The sequence below is a fragment of the Paraburkholderia pallida genome, assembly GCF_004524855.1.
GTDB lineage: Bacteria > Pseudomonadota > Gammaproteobacteria > Burkholderiales > Burkholderiaceae > Paraburkholderia > Paraburkholderia oxyphila.
This window is the reverse complement of the sequence record NZ_CP038151.1, coordinates 117,382-136,098: the sequence shown is the minus strand read 5'-3', so window position 1 is coordinate 136,098 and position 18,717 is coordinate 117,382. Positions and strand designations below refer to the sequence as shown.

Sequence of the window (18,717 nt, the reverse complement as noted above, 5' to 3'; positions counted from 1 at the left end):
TATCCGGCGATATGAAACGTGCGAACCATCGTCCTGGAATTGGGTCTAATCTGCCGCGTGGAAAGCCGCGAAGCACCCAAAAACGCCACTTTGACGACCTTTCAATTACGTTTCGACCCCGGGCAACGCCGCCAGGTGCGCCGAAGCGACGATTACGGTTGCCTCACGTGGCGGAACGCACTACCATACGCGATCTTTCTGCATTGCACGAAAATCCAGGCCGCCACGCCATTGTGCGTTTGGCGCTTGCTCGGCGGGACCGGCATTCGCCCCCGCCCATTCCCCTGCATTTTTTCGTCATCGCCAGGACGCCACGCCGCTGGCGCGTGACCCTTTTTTGCCCTCGCTGGGCAAATCCTTTCGAGGAGATTGTATTGACAAGCCATGACCGGGAAGACGCGCTGCCCTCGTCTGCCCGCCCCGCCCGCCGCGCAGCCAAGGACAAGACCGGCGACACGACTCAGATGGACGGTGGCTCGCAACTCGAAAAGCGCCAGCATCAAATGCGCGCGCTCATCAAGCTCGGCCGCGAACGCGGCTATCTGACGCACGCCGACATCAACGACCACCTGCCCGACAACTTCGCGCAGACGGCCGCGCTGGAAACCATCGTCGCGACGTTCAACGACATGGGCGTGCAGGTCTACGAGCAGGCGCCCGACGCCGACACGCTGCTGCTGAACGAAGATACGCGCGCAGACTCGCAGGCTGACGACGAAGCCGACGAGGAAGTCGAAGTCGCGCTCTCGACGGTCGACTCGGAATTCGGCCGCACGACCGACCCCGTGCGCATGTACATGCGCGAAATGGGTTCGAGCGAGCTGCTCACGCGCGCCGGCGAAATCGAAGTCGCCAAGCGCATCGAAGACGGCCTCCAGGAAATGATCCAGGCGATCGCGGCTTGCCCGTCGATCGTCGCGACGATTCTCGCCGACGCCGACCGCGTCGCGGCCGAGGAAATGCGCATCGACGAGCTCGTCGACGGCATTGGCGGCGATGAAGCCGCTCAGGAGCCCGCCGCGGCCGACGCCGACGCCGATGAAGAGATCGAAGCGCAGTCCTCGGAGGAAGAAGAGTCAGACGACTCGGACGGCGACGACGACGATGGCGACAACAGCAAGGCCAATGAAGCCCTGCTCGCGCAGCTGAAGGCCGACAGCCTGGCCATCTTCGCCCGTGTGCGCACGCTCTTCGAACAGATGTCGTGCACGACGGACTCCAACGCACGCGCGTCGGCCGCCGAAATGCAGATCTGCGCGGACATCCAGACCGAGCTTGCACCGATCCGCTTCACGGCCCGCACCATCGACCGTCTGTGCACGCTGCTGCACGAGCAGGTTGCGCAGATCCGCGCGATCGAGCGCAACGTGCTGGCGATCGTCGTGGACCGCTGCGGCATGCCGCGCGAAGCCTTCGTCGAGCAGTTCCCGGGCCACGAGACGGACCTCGATTGGGGCGTGCGCGCCGCCGCTGCCTCGAGCAAGTACGGCCCCGCCATCGAGCGCAGCCTGCCGGCCATCCACGCCGAACAGCGCAAGCTCGCCGAGATCGAAGCAGCCGCGTCGCTCTCGCTGCAGCAGATCAAGGCGATCAACCGCCGCATGACGGCCGCCGAAGCGAAGATGCGTCAGGCGAAGGGCGAGATGGTCAAGGCCAACCTGCGTCTCGTGATCTCGATCGCGAAGAAGTACGTGAACCGCGGCATGCAGTTCCTCGACCTGATCCAGGAAGGCAACATCGGCCTGATGAAGGCCGTGGACAAGTTCGAATATCGCCGCGGCTGGAAGTTCTCGACGTATGCCACGTGGTGGGTGCGTCAGGCCGTGACGCGTGCGCTCGCCGACCAGGCGCGCACGATCCGCGTGCCGGTGCACATGATCGAAACGATCAACAAGCTGAACCGCATCTCGCGCGAGATCCTGCAGCAGACCGGCATGGAAGCGCATCCGGCCGATCTCGCCGCGCGCATGGGCATGACCGAAGAAAAGGTCCGCGGCATCCTCAAGATCGCCAAGCAACCAGTCTCGCTCGAAAGCCCGGTGGGCGACGATGGCGACGCGACGCTCGGCGACATGATCGAAGACGCGGGCTCGGCATCGCCGGCCGATGCGGCGATCCACGCGAACATGCGCGCCGCGATCGACGAGGCGCTCAAGGCACTCTCGCCGCGCGAAGCGAAGGTGCTGCGCATGCGCTACGGCATCGACACGACCTCGGATCACACGCTCGAGGAAGTGGGCAAGCAGTTCGACGTCACGCGCGAGCGTATCCGCCAGATCGAAAGCAAGGCGATGCGCAAGCTCATGCACCCGAGCCGCGCCGACAAGCTGCGTCCGTTCCTGGAGCGCTAAGCGGTTTTATCGCTGAAATTTGGCGATAAAATAAGAAAGCCCGTCACTCGCGTGACGGGCTTTTTGTTTTGTCGGTTCCCCGGAATATCGAAATGCAACCCGTCCTGCAAGAGGCCGCGTGAGATGACTGCACGAAAAACCATCTCCCGTTCGTCGCGACAACTGCTGCAACTGAAGATCGAGCTGTCGGGAATCAAGCCGCTGATCTGGCGGCGAGTTCTGGTACCAGAGACGATCACGCTCGCCAAATTACATCGGGTCATACAAGCCGCGATGGGCTGGTACGACTACCATCTGCATGAGTTCGAAATCGCCGGAGAGCGCTATGGCATCCCCGATCCGGAGTTCGACGACAAATCGGTAGTCTCTGAAGTAAGAGTGAAGCTGAGCAAGAGCCTGGGCGGTGCCGCTTCATTGCGATACGTCTACGACTTCGGCGACGATTGGGAGCACAAGATCAAGGTGGAAAAGGTCTTGCCGGCGGATGCCTGCCCGACTCCCGTATACCTCGGCGGCGCCAATGCTTGCCCACCCGAAGATGTAGGTGGCCCATATGGCTACGCTGGGTTCCTCGAGGCGATTGCCGATTCCGCCCACCCGGAGCACGAACGCATGATCGACTGGTACGGCGGAACGTTCGACCCCACCGCAATCGACCACGATCTGATTCAGGCAGAGCTTCAACGCATCAAGCTCTGAGCATCAAGACGGCCGGAGTTGGACGGATATGCGGACTGCACACCGCACGAGATCTGCTTGCGTGGCTGCAAGCAGACGAGGGCTAGAAATCTCTCTTGGGGGTCTCGTTTCGGCCGCGTAAACGCCAGAACCCCGGTGCTCTTTCGGAGCCACCGGGGTTCTGGACGTACTGCATAAGGAGCCTGACGATTACCTACTTTCACACGGGCAATCCGCACTATCATCGGCGTAGAGTCGTTTCACGGTCCTGTTCGGGATGGGAAGGGGTGGGACCGACTCGCTATGGTCATCAGGCTTGACGGGTTGCTGCGTCGCCTTATGGGCGCCACAGCCAATCTGGAAGAAGCGTAAAGAGGTTTTGCTGAATTGGGGTTGTGTTGTTTCCGGCACAACACGCGATCTCTCAACCTGTGTATTTCGTGCCCCCTTCGGGGGTTGCACTGAGTAAGCGCTGAAGCGCTAACTCATTGCGAAACACACCTGTTATAGGATCAAGCCTTACGGGCAATTAGTATCAGTTAGCTTAACGCATTACTGCGCTTCCACACCTGACCTATCAACGTCCTGGTCTCGAACGACCCTTCAAGGGAATCTGGTTCCCGGGGAAGTCTCATCTTGAGGCGAGTTTCCCGCTTAGATGCTTTCAGCGGTTATCTCTTCCGAACATAGCTACCCGGCGATGCGACTGGCGTCACAACCGGTACACCAGAGGTTCGTCCACTCCGGTCCTCTCGTACTAGGAGCAGGCCCCCTCAAACTTCCAGCGCCCACGGCAGATAGGGACCAAACTGTCTCACGACGTTTTAAACCCAGCTCACGTACCTCTTTAAATGGCGAACAGCCATACCCTTGGGACCGGCTACAGCCCGGGATGAGATGAGCCGACATCGAGGTGCCAAACACCGCCGTCGATATGAACTCTTGGGCGGTATCAGCCTGTTATCCCCAGAGTACCTTTTATCCGTTGAGCGATGGCCCTTCCATACAGAACCACCGGATCACTATGACCTGCTTTCGCACCTGCTCGACTTGTCAGTCTCGCAGTCAAGCACGCTTATGCCATTGCACTATCAGCACGATTTCCGACCGTACCTAGCGTACCTTCGTACTCCTCCGTTACCCTTTGGGAGGAGACCGCCCCAGTCAAACTGCCTGCCATGCACTGTCCCCGATCCGGATAACGGACCAAGGTTAGAACCTCAAACAGATCAGGGTGGTATTTCAAGGACGGCTCCATGCAGACTAGCGTCCACACTTCATAGCCTCCCACCTATCCTACACAAACCGGTTCAAAGTCCAATGCAAAGCTGCAGTAAAGGTTCATGGGGTCTTTCCGTCTAGCCGCGGGGAGATTGCATCATCACAAACACTTCAACTTCGCTGAGTCTCGGGAGGAGACAGTGTGGCCATCGTTACGCCATTCGTGCAGGTCGGAACTTACCCGACAAGGAATTTCGCTACCTTAGGACCGTTATAGTTACGGCCGCCGTTTACCGGGACTTCAATCAAGAGCTTGCACCCCATCATTTAATCTTCCGGCACCGGGCAGGCGTCACACCCTATACGTCCACTTTCGTGTTTGCAGAGTGCTGTGTTTTTATTAAACAGTCGCAGCCACCAGTTTATTGCAACCCCTTCACCCTTCTGGCGCGAGCCAGTCAAGCTACCAGGGCGTACCTTATCCCGAAGTTACGGTACCAATTTGCCGAGTTCCTTCTCCCGAGTTCTCTCAAGCGCCTTAGAATACTCATCTCGCCCACCTGTGTCGGTTTGCGGTACGGTCACTGTTGAACTGAAGCTTAGAGGCTTTTCTTGGAACCACTTCCAGTTGCTTCTCCACCTAGGTGGATGGCCTCGCACCCTTGAATTCCGCGCCCGGATTTGCCAAAGCGCCTTCTCCAATGCAAGGACCGGGACTTCCAACACCCGGACAACCTTCCGCGATCCGTCCCCCCATCGCATTCAACAATGGTGCAGGAATATTGACCTGCTTCCCATCAGCTACGCATTTCTGCCTCGCCTTAGGGGCCGACTCACCCTACGCCGATGAACGTTGCGTAGGAAACCTTGCTTACGGCGAGGGGCCTTTCACCCCCTTTATCGCTACTCATGTCAGCATTCGCACTTCTGATACCTCCAGCACACCTTCCGATGCACCTTCGCAGGCTTACAGAACGCTCTCCTACCATGCGAGACTAGCTCGCATCCGCAGCTTCGGTATATGACTTAGCCCCGTTACATCTTCCGCGCAGGACGACTCGATCAGTGAGCTATTACGCTTTCTTTAAAGGGTGGCTGCTTCTAAGCCAACCTCCTGACTGTTTTAGCCTTCCCACTTCGTTTCCCACTTAGTCATATTTGGGGACCTTAGCTGGCGGTCTGGGTTGTTTCCCTCTTGACACCGGACGTTAGCACCCGATGTCTGTCTCCCGTGATTGCACTCTTCGGTATTCGGAGTTTGCTATGGCGAAGTAATCCGCAATGGACCCTTCAACCATGACAGTGCTCTACCCCCGAAGGTGATACACGAGGCACTACCTAAATAGTTTTCGGAGAGAACCAGCTATTTCCAGGTTTGTTTAGCCTTTCACCCCTATCCACAGCTCATCCCCTAACTTTTCAACGTTAGTGGGTTCGGTCCTCCAGCACGTGTTACCGTGCCTTCAACATGGATAGATCACCGGTTTCGGGTCTACACCCAGCGACTGAACGCCCTGTTCGGACTCGCTTTCGCTACGCCTGCCCTATTCGGTTAAGCTTGCCACTGAATGTAAGTCGCTGACCCATTATACAAAAGGTACGCCGTCACCTTGCGAGGCTCCGACTGTTTGTATGCATGCGGTTTCAGGATCTATTTCACTCCCCTCCCGGGGTTCTTTTCGCCTTTCCCTCACGGTACTGGTTCACTATCGGTCGATCACGAGTATTTAGCCTTGGAGGATGGTCCCCATCTTCAGACAGGATTTCACGTGTCCCGCCCTACTTGTCGTACACCCAGTTCTTCCATACTGCCTTCGCCTACGGGGCTATCACCCACTATGGCCGCACTTTCCAGAGCGTTCGGCTGACAATACAGATAAAGAGTACAGGCTGGTCCCATTTCGCTCGCCACTACTCTGGGAATCTCGGTTGATTTCTTTTCCTGCGGCTACTTAGATGTTTCAGTTCGCCGCGTTCGCTTCACATGGCCTATGTATTCAGCCATGGATACTCCATACGGAGTGGGTTTCCCCATTCGGACATCTACGGATCAAAGCTTGTTTGCCAGCTCCCCGTAGCTTTTCGCAGGCTACCGCGTCCTTCATCGCCTGTGATCGCCAAGGCATCCACCACATGCACTTGTTCGCTTGACCCTATAACGGGTGTGTCTTGCGGCGATTGCTCGCGTCGGACCACTCATTACAGGTTGAGTATTCGTGTTGCGCCGTATTTCAAGGCAATCTTTCGATCACTTAAAAATACATTGATACAATCACAACCCTGATTCATCTACTCGACGGTCATCTCTGCCCGCTTTCGAATGAATCTCTTTACTACTTCTTCCTGATTGTTAAAGAACGACAGCCGATATGGTTTTACTCACATCGCTCTGACTGGCTCAATCGCCAATGCGTAATACCCGGTTTGTGTTTCTACCGGACACTAGGCATTGAGGATTGGTGGAGGATGACGGGATCGAACCGACGACCCCCTGCTTGCAAAGCAGGTGCTCTCCCAGCTGAGCTAATCCCCCAGTCATGCAACTTCAGGGGTTTTGATCAGTCAGCCACCGCAGACAAATTGGTGGGTCTGGATGGATTCGAACCATCGACCCCGCCTTATCAAGACGGTGCTCTAACCGACTGAGCTACAGACCCTGAGTCTGTCTTTTCTACAGCCGACAAGTGTGAGCGCTTTAACAAGCTTAAGCGATGAGCTCTGGAAAGGAGGTGATCCAGCCGCACCTTCCGATACGGCTACCTTGTTACGACTTCACCCCAGTCATGAATCCTGCCGTGGTGACCGTCCTCCTTGCGGTTAGACTAGCCACTTCTGGCAAAACCCACTCCCATGGTGTGACGGGCGGTGTGTACAAGACCCGGGAACGTATTCACCGCGGCATGCTGATCCGCGATTACTAGCGATTCCAGCTTCACGCAGTCGAGTTGCAGACTGCGATCCGGACTACGATCGGTTTTCTGGGATTGGCTCCACCTCGCGGCTTGCAACCCTCTGTTCCGACCATTGTATGACGTGTGAAGCCCTACCCATAAGGGCCATGAGGACTTGACGTCATCCCCACCTTCCTCCGGTTTGTCACCGGCAGTCTCCCTGGAGTGCTCTTGCGTAGCAACTAGGGACAAGGGTTGCGCTCGTTGCGGGACTTAACCCAACATCTCACGACACGAGCTGACGACAGCCATGCAGCACCTGTGTTACGGCTCCCTTTCGGGCACTCCCACCTCTCAGCAGGATTCCGTACATGTCAAGGGTAGGTAAGGTTTTTCGCGTTGCATCGAATTAATCCACATCATCCACCGCTTGTGCGGGTCCCCGTCAATTCCTTTGAGTTTTAATCTTGCGACCGTACTCCCCAGGCGGTCAACTTCACGCGTTAGCTACGTTACCAAGCCAATGAAGGCCCGACAACCAGTTGACATCGTTTAGGGCGTGGACTACCAGGGTATCTAATCCTGTTTGCTCCCCACGCTTTCGTGCATGAGCGTCAGTATTGGCCCAGGGGGCTGCCTTCGCCATCGGTATTCCTCCACATCTCTACGCATTTCACTGCTACACGTGGAATTCTACCCCCCTCTGCCATACTCCAGCGATGCAGTCACCAATGCAGTTCCCGAGTTAAGCCGGGGATTTCACATCGGTCTTACATCACCGCCTGCGCACGCTTTACGCCCAGTAATTCCGATTAACGCTCGCACCCTACGTATTACCGCGGCTGCTGGCACGTAGTTAGCCGGTGCTTATTCTTCCGGTACCGTCATCCCTCTCGGTATTATCGAAAGGATTTCTTTCCGGACAAAAGTGCTTTACAACCCGAAGGCCTTCTTCACACACGCGGCATTGCTGGATCAGGGTTGCCCCCATTGTCCAAAATTCCCCACTGCTGCCTCCCGTAGGAGTCTGGGCCGTGTCTCAGTCCCAGTGTGGCTGGTCGTCCTCTCAGACCAGCTACGGATCGTCGCCTTGGTAGGCCTTTACCCCACCAACTAGCTAATCCGCCATCGGCCGCCCCTATAGCGCGAGGTCTTGCGATCCCCCGCTTTCATCCGTAGATCGTATGCGGTATTAATCCGGCTTTCGCCGGGCTATCCCCCACTACAGGACACGTTCCGATGTATTACTCACCCGTTCGCCACTCGCCGCCAGGATTGCTCCCGCGCTGCCGTTCGACTTGCATGTGTAAGGCATGCCGCCAGCGTTCAATCTGAGCCAGGATCAAACTCTTCAGTTCAAACCTGTTACTGTTTTCGGTTCTTTCGAACCGGTCGCTCACTCAAAGCTGACAGGAATTTGAATAAATTCAAAAACCTGACTTACTTTAGTGTGAGACTCTTGATACTTTCGCTACTCCTGTCCGGCTCCGAAGAACCAGTCAGGCCGCTGAAACTCATCAAGCGCCCACACTTATCGGCTGTAAATTTTTAAAGATCAATCGCGAAACTCACCGGCTTACTGCGTTACTGCCCGGCGTTTTCTGCGTTTCTGCGTCAGCAGCAGAGAAACGAGATTATGCAGACTCTTTCGCGCTTCGTCAACATCTTTTTTAACGTCACCGTTTAAAAACTGTCGACTCCCCGCACCCCGCCGTTTCTCGCGGCGGCCTTCGCTGCCGGTACCGCAGGAAGCGAAGGGGGCGAATCTTAGCGCGCACACCCCTGCTTGTGCAAGCGAGAAATCGCGGTCGGCTAAAAGAGCCTCTTTCTTCAGCTCAAAGTCCTCTTTGGCAGCCAGTTCCCAGGATGCGGCTCCGCCCGGATCGCTCCCGGCATGTCGTTTGCGGCACATGTCCGTCGATCGCCCTATGAGGCGCTGCGGCAATCGCAGCGATTCAATCATGAGACCAGAGATCGCCCGGATCGTGATTCGTGCGTCGGCTTGCTTCGCCGCCACGCTCTCACTCTTCGCGCCGCTTGCCGCCCACGCGGACGACAGCGCAAGCCCCTGTGCCGCGCTCAAGCGCATAGTCGCGGCGGCGCCGCAGCACTTCGCGTCGCTGAGTCCCGAGGACGGGCGGGCCGTTGCCCAGCCCTACGGAGACGATGCCCAGTGCGCGACGAATCGCGGCAGCTATCAATGCACATGGAGCACGCGTGACGCCCAGACCGGTTCGGGCACAGACGCCCTCGAAGGCGTAGGCGCCGATATCGCCGCCTGCCTGCCCGCCGCCACCCACGATGGCAATTCGCCAGGCCGCCAACACTTCTATCTAGGCGAGCGTGGCAGCCGCATCGAGATCACCGCACAGACAGTCGGCGCGAACCGTGTGAAATTGACGATCGCGCCGCAATAGGCGGCGCCCACGCAAAGGCGAGCGCTCGAAGGGCGCTGCGCGCCACCCTCGATAATGTCCCCGATATCCGCCGCAACCGCACGCGCGTACGATTCGTGTGCGGAATTCAAAGCATAAGAATCGCGAGCCACCCTGGGCGCACTGCCCACACGCGCCCGCGCAACGTCAGGAGACATTCCATGAGCCGCAGTTCAGCTGTCGACGTCCAGACGTTCATCAACGAGCATCCGTTCTCGCCGTTTCAGGGGTTCATCTTCCTGCTCTGCTTCGCCATCGTCCTGCTCGATGGCTTCGACACGGCGGCCATCGGCTTCATCGCGCCCTCGCTGCTCGGCGAGTGGGGCCTCAGCAAGCCCGCCCTCGCGCCGGTGTTGAGCGCCGCGCTCTTCGGCCTCGCCTGCGGTGCGCTTGTCTCGGGTCCGCTTTCCGACCGGCTCGGCCGCCGCACCATGCTGCTCGGCGCGGTGCTCGTGTTCGGCGCGGCGTGCCTCACGTCGGCGTTCGCCTCGAGTATCGACCACCTCGTCTGGCTTCGCTTCGTTACAGGCGTGGGCCTCGGTGCGGCCATGCCGAACGCCGTCACGATGATGGGCGAATACTGCCCCGACGCCCGCCGCGCGACGATCATTAATCTGATGTTCTGCGGCTTTCCGCTGGGCGCAGCGCTCGGCGGGTTTCTCGCCGCGTGGATGATTCCGCACCTCGGCTGGCGCAGCGTACTCCTGCTCGGCGGCGTCACGCCGCTCGTGCTCGCCATTCCGCTCGCGCTGCGCATGCCGGAGTCGGTGCGCTACATGGTGGCGAACCAGCGGCCCGCCGAGCGTATCCGGGCCGCGCTCGCCCGCATTTCCGCCGACGCGCAAACCGCGCAGTCGTTCACCATGACCGAGAGCGCGCCACACGCCGACGGCAAGGGCCTCGGCGTGGTGCTCTCGGGCCGCTATGCGATCGGGTCCGTGATGCTGTGGATCGCCTATTTCATGGGCCTCGTGATCTTCTACGCGTCGATCAACTGGATGCCGCTGCTGCTCAAGGACGCCGGCCTGCCGCCCGCCCGCGCGACGCTGATCTCGGCGCTGTTTCCGCTCGGCGGCATCGGCGCCGTGCTGTGCGGCGTGCTGATGGACCGTTTCAACGCCAACCGCATCATCGCCGCGTGCTACGCGCTGACCGCGCTCTCCGTCTGGCTCATCGGCCAGGCCGTGGGCAATGTAGGCGCGCTCGTGATGGCCGTGTTCGCGGCGGGCGTGCTCATGAACACCGCGCAATCGTCGATGCCCGCGCTCGCGGCCGCCTTCTACCCGACTCAAGGCCGCGGCACCGGCGTCGCGTGGATGCTCGGGATCGGCCGCTTCGGCGGCATCGCCGGGTCGTTTCTCGTGGCTGAGCTGGCGCGCCGGCATTTCTCGTTCGCGGGAATCTTCGCGACGATTGCCGTGGCCGGTCTCGTGGCCTGTGCGGCATTGCTCGTGAAGCAGGTCGCGCGGCCGCACGTCATGCAAGCCGGGCCGGGCGCCGAGAAGGAGTCGTTCGGCCACTGAGCGCGAGACTGAGCGCTGCCGCGTGACGGCGCGTCGAGTACGGTGCCTCAAACAATACGGGCCGCAAAATCGAATTGCGGCCCGCTCATCTTGTGTATCGGGCCGATTCAGCGATCAAAACTTCGGCAGCGGGCTCAGCCGCCAAGCACGGCAAGGTTGAGCGTGTGTGAATGGCCGATCCATACAGCGGCATCGCGATGATCGCGCAACGCATCGTCGGTATTGGGATGCACGAACACGTCGAGCGCGCCGTGATTGAGCACGAGCCACGCGAATACCGCGGCAAAGCGCTCGTCCGGAATGGCGAGCTGGTACGACCACATCGGATGCGGGCCGACCGGACGCTCGTGAAAACGCCCGATCTCCACGGCGTCGCCCAGTTGCGCCGCGATGGTTTCGCGCAACGCCCACGCAGCGTCGCGCGCGCTGGCGTCGAAATAGATATGGGCGTGCCAGCCCGAGATATCGGCAGGATCGAGATGCGTCATGGCAGTGCGGTTGAAAAACAGAAAGATGGCTGAGGCTGATATTGTGCCGCGAAATCCACCGTGGCATGCGCCTGCCACATGCACGCCGGCATCAGCGCGCGCCGTTCGCGTAGCTATCGCCCACCATGAGCCTCACGATCTCGTCGCCGTTCGTATACTGAATCTGGCGCTCGCCGGCCACCTCGCCCCTGCGCAGCACGACGATGCGGTCGGAGACCGCAAAAATATCGTGCAGGTTGTGTGAAATGAGCAAGACCGCCACCCCCTGTGCCTTGAGCGAACCAATCAGCGCCATCACCTTGCGCTGCTCCGGCACGCCGAGCGCGGCCGTGGGTTCGTCCATGATGAGCACGCGCGCATTCCAGTAAATGGCACGGCCAATGGCGATAGCCTGGCGCTGGCCGCCCGAGAGCATCTTCACGGGGCCGCCGAGCTTGCGCGGCGGAATCACGATATCGAGCCGCTCCAGCACTTCGCGCGCGACCTGCGCCATGCGCGGCCGATCGATCACCTGAAAGCCCAGCTTGCGGCGGGTGGGTTCGCGGCCGAGAAAGATATTGCTGCCCACGTCGAGATTGTCGGCAAGCGCGAGGTCCTGATAAATCGTTTCGATGCCCTGGGCGCGCGCATCCTGAGGATCGCGCAGTTGCATCGCACGGCCGTCGAAGTGCAGCTCTCCCGAGTCGGCACGATAGACACCCGAGAGAATCTTGATGAGCGTGGATTTGCCCGCACCGTTGTCGCCCGCGAGCGCGAGCACTTCGCCAGGCATCAGGCGCAGCGAGACACGCTTGAGCGCCTCGACGCCGCCAAAGCGAATCGAAATGTCACGCGCCTCGAGCACTGGCGTTGCGGGCGCAGGGCTCATTGCGCGCCTCCGAGCCGTTCCTTGTACTGATCGATCAGCACCGACACGATGATCACGATCCCCACCACGATGAACTGCCAGAACGCGTTGACGTCGATAAAAACGAGGCCGAATTCGATGACGGCGATGATGAGCGAGCCGATCAACGTGCCGACCACCGTGCCCGTGCCGCCAAAGAGGCTCGCGCCGCCGATCACGACCGCCGCGATCGAGTCGAGCAGCATCGGCTCGCCCGCGTTCGCGGCGCCGGCCGCGAAGCGCGCGGTATAGACGATGCCCCCGATCGCGGCGAAGGCGGCCGCGATCAGATAGATCGCGAACAGATGGCGGCGCACGTTGATGCCCGCGCGCACGGCCGATTGCGGGTTGCCGCCGATTGCATAGGTGTACTGCCCAAACTTCGTTTGCGAGAGCACGAAGTGCATGAAGGCGAGCAGCACGGCTGTGAGGACCACAGGCGCCCAGCCCTGGCCGAGCCATGCGAGGCCGGCATTGTCGACGGCCACGGTCATGCCGCTGCCAGCCGCGAGAAACCCCGCGCCGCGCGCCACGCCGTACATGCCGAGCGTGCCGATGAACGCGGGCACGCCAAGGCGCGCGATCAGCACGCCGTTGACGAAGCCGGGAATCAGGCAGACAAGGATCGTAAGCGGAATCGACAACAGCAGCACCCACGGCGAGCCGCCGCCCGGAATGGTGAACTGCGCCACGCACACTGCGGCGAGTCCCATGACGAATCCCACCGAGAGGTCGATGCCCGCGGTCACGATCACGAAAGTCTGACCGATGGCGAGCAGCAGCGGCGCGCTGGCCGCGAGGCCGATCGATTGCAGGTTATAGGCGTTGAAGACGAACGAACGATGCGCCGAGATGCGCGCCCATATTTCGAAGAAGACGAGCAGCGCACCCAGGAACAGCCACGGCCAGACCTTGCTGACGAGCGCGAGGCGATCGAGCCGCTTGTCGTTCATGGCGCGGGTCCGTCCCGTCGGTCGGCCCGATCAGTTCGAGTAGATGTAGACCTTCATTTCCGGCATGTCGATGTTCGACTTGTCGAGCACCACGAAACCGGTGCCCCGGTAGACAGGAATCTTCTTGCCGTGGATTGCGTCGACGGCCGACTTCACCGCGTAGTAGCCCATGTCGTACGGACGTTGCGCAATGGCGATCGAGACGAGGCCGCTACTGATCTTGTCGTCGATGCCCGGCACGGCGTCGAAGACCACGACCTTGACCTGGCCTTGCTTGCCAGCGGTCTTCACGCCTTGCGCGGCACCGCTGCCCGAGAAGGTGTTCGCTCCGAACACGCCCGCGAGATCGGGATTGCGTGCGAGCACGGCAGCCACGTGCGCAGCGGCACGATTGGCGTCGTCCTCGTTGTATTGCGTTTCGAGCACCTTGATGTTCGGATGCTTTTTCATCTCGTCCATGAAGCCCTGCACGCGCGCGTCGGTGCTGGAGATGCCCGGCTTGTTGTCCTCGCAGTAGACCGTGCCTTGGTCGCCGATGGCTTTCGCAAGCGCACGCGCCGCCACGCGGCCGCCTTCCAGGTTGTCCGAAGCAATATAGGCAAGCGGGAAATCAGCGTCGCCCTTGCCGGTCTGGTAGTGACCGTCGCCGATATAGGTATCCACGGTGATGACCTTGATGCCGGCGTCGGCGGCTTCCTTGAGCGGGGCAATCATCTGCTGCTTGTCGACCGGCGAGACGAGCAGCACATCGGGATGCTTCGCGATCAGGGCCTTGAGAATCGGCACCTGCTCGGTCGTATTCCAGGCCTTCGGAACCTGGAACAGCAACTGCACATGCTCTTCCTTCGCCGCACGCTCGGCGCCGCGATACATCGTGAAGTAGAAAGGATCGGTCACGCCGGGCAGCAGCGCGACCACGGGATGCGCGGCGTCGGCATGCGCCAGGCCGGGTAATGCACCGAGCGCAGCCAGGGCGATCGTGGAAAGAGCCATCAGACGGCCAAGTACGATGCGCAGCATATTCGTCATCCTCCAGGTGAGTCCGACGCACGGCGCCCAATCTTCCTGAGGCGACGACGCCCGGCAGCAGTGGCTCAGTATACTGACGAGCACTCTGGCCGGGCCTGGTGTTTTCCAGCAGTTTTATCGCGCCATGCCTCGCGCGAGCCGTGCGGATGGGTGCATACGCATCATTGCAGGAACAACCGATAGGCCGGATTCTGCGTCTCTTCCCAATGCGGATAGCCAAGCGTCGCGAGGAAACGGCGGAACTCCGCGTCCTCGGCCGACGGCACCTGAATGCCCACGAGGATCGAGCTGTAGTCCGCGCCCTGGTTGCGGTAGTGGAACAGGCTGATGTTCCAGTTCGGCGCCATCGACGAGAGGAACCGCATCAGCGCGCCCGGGCGCTCCGGGAACTCGAAGCGGAACAGGCGCTCGTCGTGCGCGAGCGGCGAGCGCCCGCCCACCATGTAGCGGATGTGCTGCTTGGAGAGTTCGTCGCCGGTGAGATCGACGCACGGGAAGCCGTGATCGACGAAGGCCTGCGCGATGGTCTGGGACTCGCCGCGGTTGCGGATCTGCACGCCCACGAAGATATGCGCGCGCTCGGCGTCGTCGATGCGGTAGTTGAATTCGGTCACGCTGCGCGTGCCCACCAGCTCGCAAAAACGCTTGAAGCTGCCGCGCTCCTCGGGGATCGTCACCGCGAACACCGCCTCGCGTGCCTCGCCCACCTCCGCGCGCTCGGCCACGAAGCGCATGCGGTCGAAGTTCATGTTCGCGCCCGAGGTGACCGCCACCAGCGTCTTGCCCTCGATGCCTTCGCGCTCTGCGTACTGCTTCGCGCCCGCCACGGCCAGCGCGCCCGCCGGCTCCAGCACGCTGCGCGTGTCCTGGAAGACGTCCTTGATCGCGGCGCACAGCGCGTCGGTGTCGACCGTGAGCACGTCGTCCAGATACTGCTGGCACAGGCGGAAAGTTTCCTCGCCCACGAGCTTGACCGCCGTGCCGTCCGAGAACAGGCCGACTTCGCTCAGCTCGACGCGCTGGCCCGCCTGCATCGACTGCGCCATCGCGCACGAATCATCGGTCTGCACGCCGATCACGCGGATCTCGGGGCGCACCGCCTTCACGTAGGCGGCCACGCCCGCCGCGAGGCCACCGCCGCCGATCGGCACGAAGATCGCGTGAATGGGGGCCTGATGCTTGCTGAGCACCTCCATCGCCACCGTGCCCTGGCCGGCGATCACGTGCGGATCGTCGAACGGATGCACGAAGGTCAGTCCGCGCTCCTCCTGCAGGCGCACGGCGTGCGCGTAGGCGTCGCTATAGGATTCGCCGGCCTGCACGACCTCGACGGTGGGGCCGCCATGGGCGCGCACGGCATCGACCTTGACCTGGGGCGTGGTGATGGGCACGCAGATCACGGCCTTCACACCGAGCTTCGCCGCCGACAGCGCCACACCCTGGGCGTGATTGCCGGCCGAGGCGGTGATCACGCCGCGCTCGAGCTGCTCGGGCGTCAGGTGCGCCATCTTGTTGTAGGCGCCGCGCAGCTTGAAGGAGAACACGGGCTGGTTGTCCTCGCGCTTGAGCAGGACGGTGTTGCGCAGGCGTGCTGAGAGGTTCGGCGCGCGCTCCAGCTCGGTCTCGCGGGCCACGTCGTAGACGCGGGCGGTGAGGACCAGGCGCAGGTAATCGGTCTGCGGCATGTTGCCTGGCTGGCCTCTGACCGGAGCAGCATTGGCGGTGTTGGCTTCGACTACGGTACTGCTCGATTCGACCTGCATGACAGCTCCTGTGCTTTCTCTTTGCTCTTGTTTGCCAGGAGGCGGAAACAAAAAACCCGCCTCGTGGGGCGGGTTGTTGTCGCTATTGCCAGACGTACGCTAACCCACCATTCGATGAATGGTGCGAATAATCAGCGTAATCGGGCAGTGGCGGTAATTCATTCGCACAAGCATGGCGTAGGCGGCGGCGATTGTCAATCCGTCTCGGGATCTGTTGAAATGTTCCAATAACTACGAATTACATTTCATACGATACGTTTTGAGTCGGAAAATGTTCCTGGCACCGCAATTGAGGTGGCAAGCATCATTTAGCCCCCAATCAAATACACCTAACCGTGAAACATTCTATGAATTGTCGCACATCTCTTTGATTTGAAAGCCGATTTTTGTCGCGGCGACAATTCTGGCGGTGTTTCACGGTTTCGACCCTAGCTGCGTTCATGAGCGACCAGGCCCAATTTCGGAGCCCCAAAAGCAAAGGGCAGGCGCCCTTCCGGCCCTGCCCTTTCCGACTTTCAGATGCGTGATCTCAATTTGTCTCAGCAACCGTATCCATCTCGGCCGCCCATTCGTCGATCACGGCCTTCATTCGCTCGGCCAAACGCTGCTGATCTGCCGCTGCGATGCCCTTCAGGCTGAGCTCCGCGCGACCGTCGCCAAAAAGCTTCAGTTCGCCGAGCGCAATACCATCCGGACGGCTGAATTGCACACGTGACTGATAGTGCGTGCGGCGCGGTCCGATACGGCGTGCGCCCGCCTCCGCCGACGCAGCCGCCTCGAGCTTGCGCACACTCGCCTTGCCTTCGATGACCTGCCCGAGCCAATGCTCGGCAACGCTCGCGCCAGCACGATCGAAGATCAGCTTGATGTTGTAGGCGTGGCCGAGGCCTATGTCCTTGCGATGCTGCGCCATGCGCTGCAGCAGATACGGCGGCAGCGACGTGAGCGAAATCACCTTGCTGATGTGCTTCGGATCCTCACCTACCGCAACGCCCAATTCGACCTGATCGACATAAACGCCATCGTCGAGCAACTTCTTCCAGGCCAGCGCGTCGTCGAAGACCGTCTGCTCCTCGCGCTCCTTGTTGGCGTGGTAGGCACGCAAGTAGAGGTTCTGGTTATCGAGACCGTCGCGGACATCGGCATCGATATGTTTGTCGCCACGCGAGCGCGCCGCCCTGATACGGCGCTCACCGTCAACGATCACGTACTTGCCAGGAAACTCGGGCAAGCGCGTGACGAGAATCGGCGTGATCTGGCCTTGCTTGGCAAAACTTTCCGCAAGTTCGTCGATTGTCTCCGCACTGTAAAACGCGCGCGGATTGTACGGATTCGAGACGACGTCCTCGACCGGGATCTTCGTCACCGCGTGAACGTCGAGCGCAACGGGTTCCACCGGTGCTACGGGTGCTACCGGTGCCACTTCGGCGAGCGTAACCACCGATGCGTCGCGCTGCGCAATGCCGACAACGTCGCCATCGGCAAGACGCTCGCCTGCGGACACGCGCTCCACCGCCATGCCCGCCCTGACCTTGCTGGTGAAATTGAGCTTAGTTGCCATCGACGATCTCCTCTTCTTCCTGAACGAGCGCAATGATTTCGCTGTAGACCGCTGAGATTTCGTCCTTCGCGACCTTCGCACCACGCACGCCCTTTACGTCGAAGACCGTTCGGCCAAGCGCCGCCGCCTGACGATACAGTTCGCGTTGCTTGACGGTGGATGCGAGCACGCGGACATTGCTCTCGGCGAGAATCGCGCTCATCTGTGTGTGGAGGAGCGTCTTGGAATTCGATTTATTCAGCAAAATTGCGAATTTTCCCGCGGGATTGGCTACTCGCGTGCGCTCGACCAACTCCATCATCCCTTCGCTACTCCAGATGTCGATCGGCGATGCGTCGGTCGGGATGATGGTTGCGTCGGCAACGGCGAGGACGCGGGCGGTGGTCAAATCGTTGATATTCGGCGGGCAGTCGACAATGACGACGTCGTAGTCGTTCGCGAGCGCGGCAATCTCCGGCCCAATCATCTTCTCGAGCTTGTTGATGCTACCGACGCGGAATGGAAGCGGTGTTTCCGGCCCGGCCGCCGCGCACCAGCTCATGCACGATTGCTGGCCGTCGGCGTCTGCGACGTAGACCTTATAGCCTTCGGACTGAAACGCACCCGCCAGATTCATGCTGGTCGTGGTTTTGCCCACCCCGCCCTTTTGGTTTGCTACCGCTATGACCAGTCCCATTCGGTTCTCCATGCAATGTTCAACGCCGGCACCCGCTTCACGCGCGATCTCCACGTGGAGACTCTCCAGCGAGTCAGTTGGCAGTCTAGCGGCAAGTTAAAGTAAATTCTAGCTTCAGCGCCGAAATCGTTGTCAGCTCACAACCAAACTGGCCATTTGGACAAGAGATTCGATGTGACGAGCCGTTATAAAGAGACAACTACAGAAAATCTGTGATGGGACGATGGCAGTCCCGGAGGTGTGATCTCCACGTGGAGACTTC

Annotated in this window: 12 protein-coding genes, 2 tRNA genes and 3 rRNA genes; 4 read left to right on the top strand and 13 right to left on the bottom strand. The window is 60.4% G+C overall.

Features of this window, described 5'->3' with window-relative positions; genetic code table 11:
* Positions 1 to 374 precede the first annotated feature (374 nt).
* Positions 375 to 2,351: an RNA polymerase sigma factor RpoD gene (gene rpoD, locus E1956_RS35555; protein WP_232072316.1), complete on the top strand. Its 1,977-nt coding sequence runs from the start codon at positions 375 to 377 to the stop codon at positions 2,349 to 2,351.
* 123 nt (positions 2,352 to 2,474) lie between these two features.
* A complete protein-coding gene (locus E1956_RS35550) occupies positions 2,475 to 3,050 on the top strand; it encodes a plasmid pRiA4b ORF-3 family protein (protein WP_134758069.1) in 576 nt (191 codons plus the stop codon).
* A 180-nt stretch (positions 3,051 to 3,230) separates the two neighbouring features.
* Here E1956_RS35550 and rrf read toward each other — a convergent pair.
* The 6 genes from rrf to E1956_RS35515 form a co-directional block, all read right to left on the bottom strand.
* Positions 3,231 to 3,344 (bottom strand): 5S ribosomal RNA (rrf, locus tag E1956_RS35545).
* Between the two features lie 193 nt (positions 3,345 to 3,537).
* Positions 3,538 to 6,403: ribosomal RNA gene (locus tag E1956_RS35540) — 23S ribosomal RNA — on the bottom strand.
* Positions 6,404 to 6,707: 304 nt separating this feature from the next.
* Positions 6,708 to 6,783 (bottom strand) — tRNA-Ala (locus E1956_RS35535).
* Positions 6,784 to 6,831: 48 nt separating this feature from the next.
* A tRNA-Ile gene (locus tag E1956_RS35530) sits at positions 6,832 to 6,907 on the bottom strand.
* Between the two features lie 65 nt (positions 6,908 to 6,972).
* Positions 6,973 to 8,499: ribosomal RNA gene (locus E1956_RS35525) — 16S ribosomal RNA — on the bottom strand.
* Together the 16S, 23S and 5S rRNA genes with 2 tRNA genes alongside form the textbook arrangement of a ribosomal RNA operon.
* Before the next feature lie 218 nt (positions 8,500 to 8,717).
* Entirely contained in the window at positions 8,718 to 9,104 is a 387-nt protein-coding gene (locus E1956_RS35515) for a hypothetical protein (RefSeq protein ID WP_134758068.1), read from the bottom strand.
* Between E1956_RS35515 and E1956_RS35510 the strand changes: the two genes are divergently transcribed.
* On the top strand, positions 9,103 to 9,558 hold the full coding sequence (locus tag E1956_RS35510) for a hypothetical protein (protein ID WP_134758067.1): 456 nt from the start codon (positions 9,103 to 9,105) through the stop codon (positions 9,556 to 9,558). The two genes, E1956_RS35515 and E1956_RS35510, sit on opposite strands and share 2 nt — an antisense overlap.
* A gap of 179 nt (positions 9,559 to 9,737) precedes the next feature.
* On the top strand, positions 9,738 to 11,099 hold the full coding sequence (locus E1956_RS35505) for an MFS transporter (protein WP_028223642.1): 1,362 nt from the start codon (positions 9,738 to 9,740) through the stop codon (positions 11,097 to 11,099).
* Positions 11,100 to 11,233: 134 nt separating this feature from the next.
* Here the strand turns inward: E1956_RS35505 and E1956_RS35500 are convergent, their stop codons facing one another.
* From E1956_RS35500 to parA, 7 genes are all read right to left on the bottom strand, one after another.
* Positions 11,234 to 11,587 carry a DOPA 4,5-dioxygenase family protein gene (locus E1956_RS35500; RefSeq protein ID WP_134758066.1) on the bottom strand — a complete coding sequence of 118 codons (354 nt, stop codon included), beginning with the start codon at positions 11,585 to 11,587 and terminating at the stop codon, positions 11,234 to 11,236.
* Between the two features lie 91 nt (positions 11,588 to 11,678).
* Positions 11,679 to 12,455, bottom strand: coding sequence for an ATP-binding cassette domain-containing protein (locus E1956_RS35495; RefSeq protein WP_134758065.1), 777 nt, complete (start codon positions 12,453 to 12,455; stop codon positions 11,679 to 11,681).
* The gene (locus E1956_RS35490) at positions 12,452 to 13,426 is read right to left on the bottom strand and encodes an ABC transporter permease subunit (RefSeq protein WP_134758064.1); all 975 of its coding nucleotides are present in this window, start codon (positions 13,424 to 13,426) and stop codon (positions 12,452 to 12,454) included. The genes E1956_RS35495 and E1956_RS35490 overlap by 4 nt, the downstream gene beginning before the upstream one ends.
* A 30-nt stretch (positions 13,427 to 13,456) precedes the next feature.
* Positions 13,457 to 14,446, bottom strand: a complete 990-nt coding sequence (locus E1956_RS35485; protein ID WP_134758063.1) for an ABC transporter substrate-binding protein — start codon at positions 14,444 to 14,446, stop codon at positions 13,457 to 13,459.
* A 170-nt stretch (positions 14,447 to 14,616) separates the two neighbouring features.
* A complete protein-coding gene (gene ilvA, locus E1956_RS35480) occupies positions 14,617 to 16,140 on the bottom strand; it encodes a threonine ammonia-lyase, biosynthetic (protein ID WP_134759520.1) in 1,524 nt (507 codons plus the stop codon).
* A 607-nt stretch (positions 16,141 to 16,747) separates the two neighbouring features.
* Positions 16,748 to 17,779: a ParB/RepB/Spo0J family partition protein gene (locus tag E1956_RS35475; protein ID WP_134758062.1), complete on the bottom strand. Its 1,032-nt coding sequence runs from the start codon at positions 17,777 to 17,779 to the stop codon at positions 16,748 to 16,750.
* A complete protein-coding gene (gene parA / locus E1956_RS35470) occupies positions 17,769 to 18,509 on the bottom strand; it encodes a ParA family partition ATPase (protein ID WP_232072313.1) in 741 nt (246 codons plus the stop codon). The genes E1956_RS35475 and parA overlap by 11 nt, the downstream gene beginning before the upstream one ends.
* Positions 18,510 to 18,717 lie beyond the last annotated feature (208 nt).

What these genes read in the sequence shown, in the direction of transcription:
- E1956_RS35495 (WP_134758065.1), bottom strand. Translation starts at nt 12,455, where the DNA reads ATGAGCCCTGCGCCCGCAACGCCAGTGCTCGAGGCGCGTGACATTTCG.
- E1956_RS35510 (WP_134758067.1), top strand. Translation starts at nt 9,103, where the DNA reads ATGAGACCAGAGATCGCCCGGATCGTGATTCGTGCGTCGGCTTGCTTC.
- E1956_RS35550 (WP_134758069.1), top strand. Translation starts at nt 2,475, where the DNA reads ATGACTGCACGAAAAACCATCTCCCGTTCGTCGCGACAACTGCTGCAA.
- E1956_RS35500 (WP_134758066.1), bottom strand. Translation starts at nt 11,587, where the DNA reads ATGACGCATCTCGATCCTGCCGATATCTCGGGCTGGCACGCCCATATC.
- E1956_RS35515 (WP_134758068.1), bottom strand. Translation starts at nt 9,104, where the DNA reads ATGATTGAATCGCTGCGATTGCCGCAGCGCCTCATAGGGCGATCGACG.
- E1956_RS35475 (WP_134758062.1), bottom strand. Translation starts at nt 17,779, where the DNA reads ATGGCAACTAAGCTCAATTTCACCAGCAAGGTCAGGGCGGGCATGGCG.
- E1956_RS35505 (WP_028223642.1), top strand. Translation starts at nt 9,738, where the DNA reads ATGAGCCGCAGTTCAGCTGTCGACGTCCAGACGTTCATCAACGAGCAT.
- E1956_RS35490 (WP_134758064.1), bottom strand. Translation starts at nt 13,426, where the DNA reads ATGAACGACAAGCGGCTCGATCGCCTCGCGCTCGTCAGCAAGGTCTGG.
- ilvA (WP_134759520.1), bottom strand. Translation starts at nt 16,140, where the DNA reads ATGCCGCAGACCGATTACCTGCGCCTGGTCCTCACCGCCCGCGTCTAC.
- E1956_RS35485 (WP_134758063.1), bottom strand. Translation starts at nt 14,446, where the DNA reads ATGCTGCGCATCGTACTTGGCCGTCTGATGGCTCTTTCCACGATCGCC.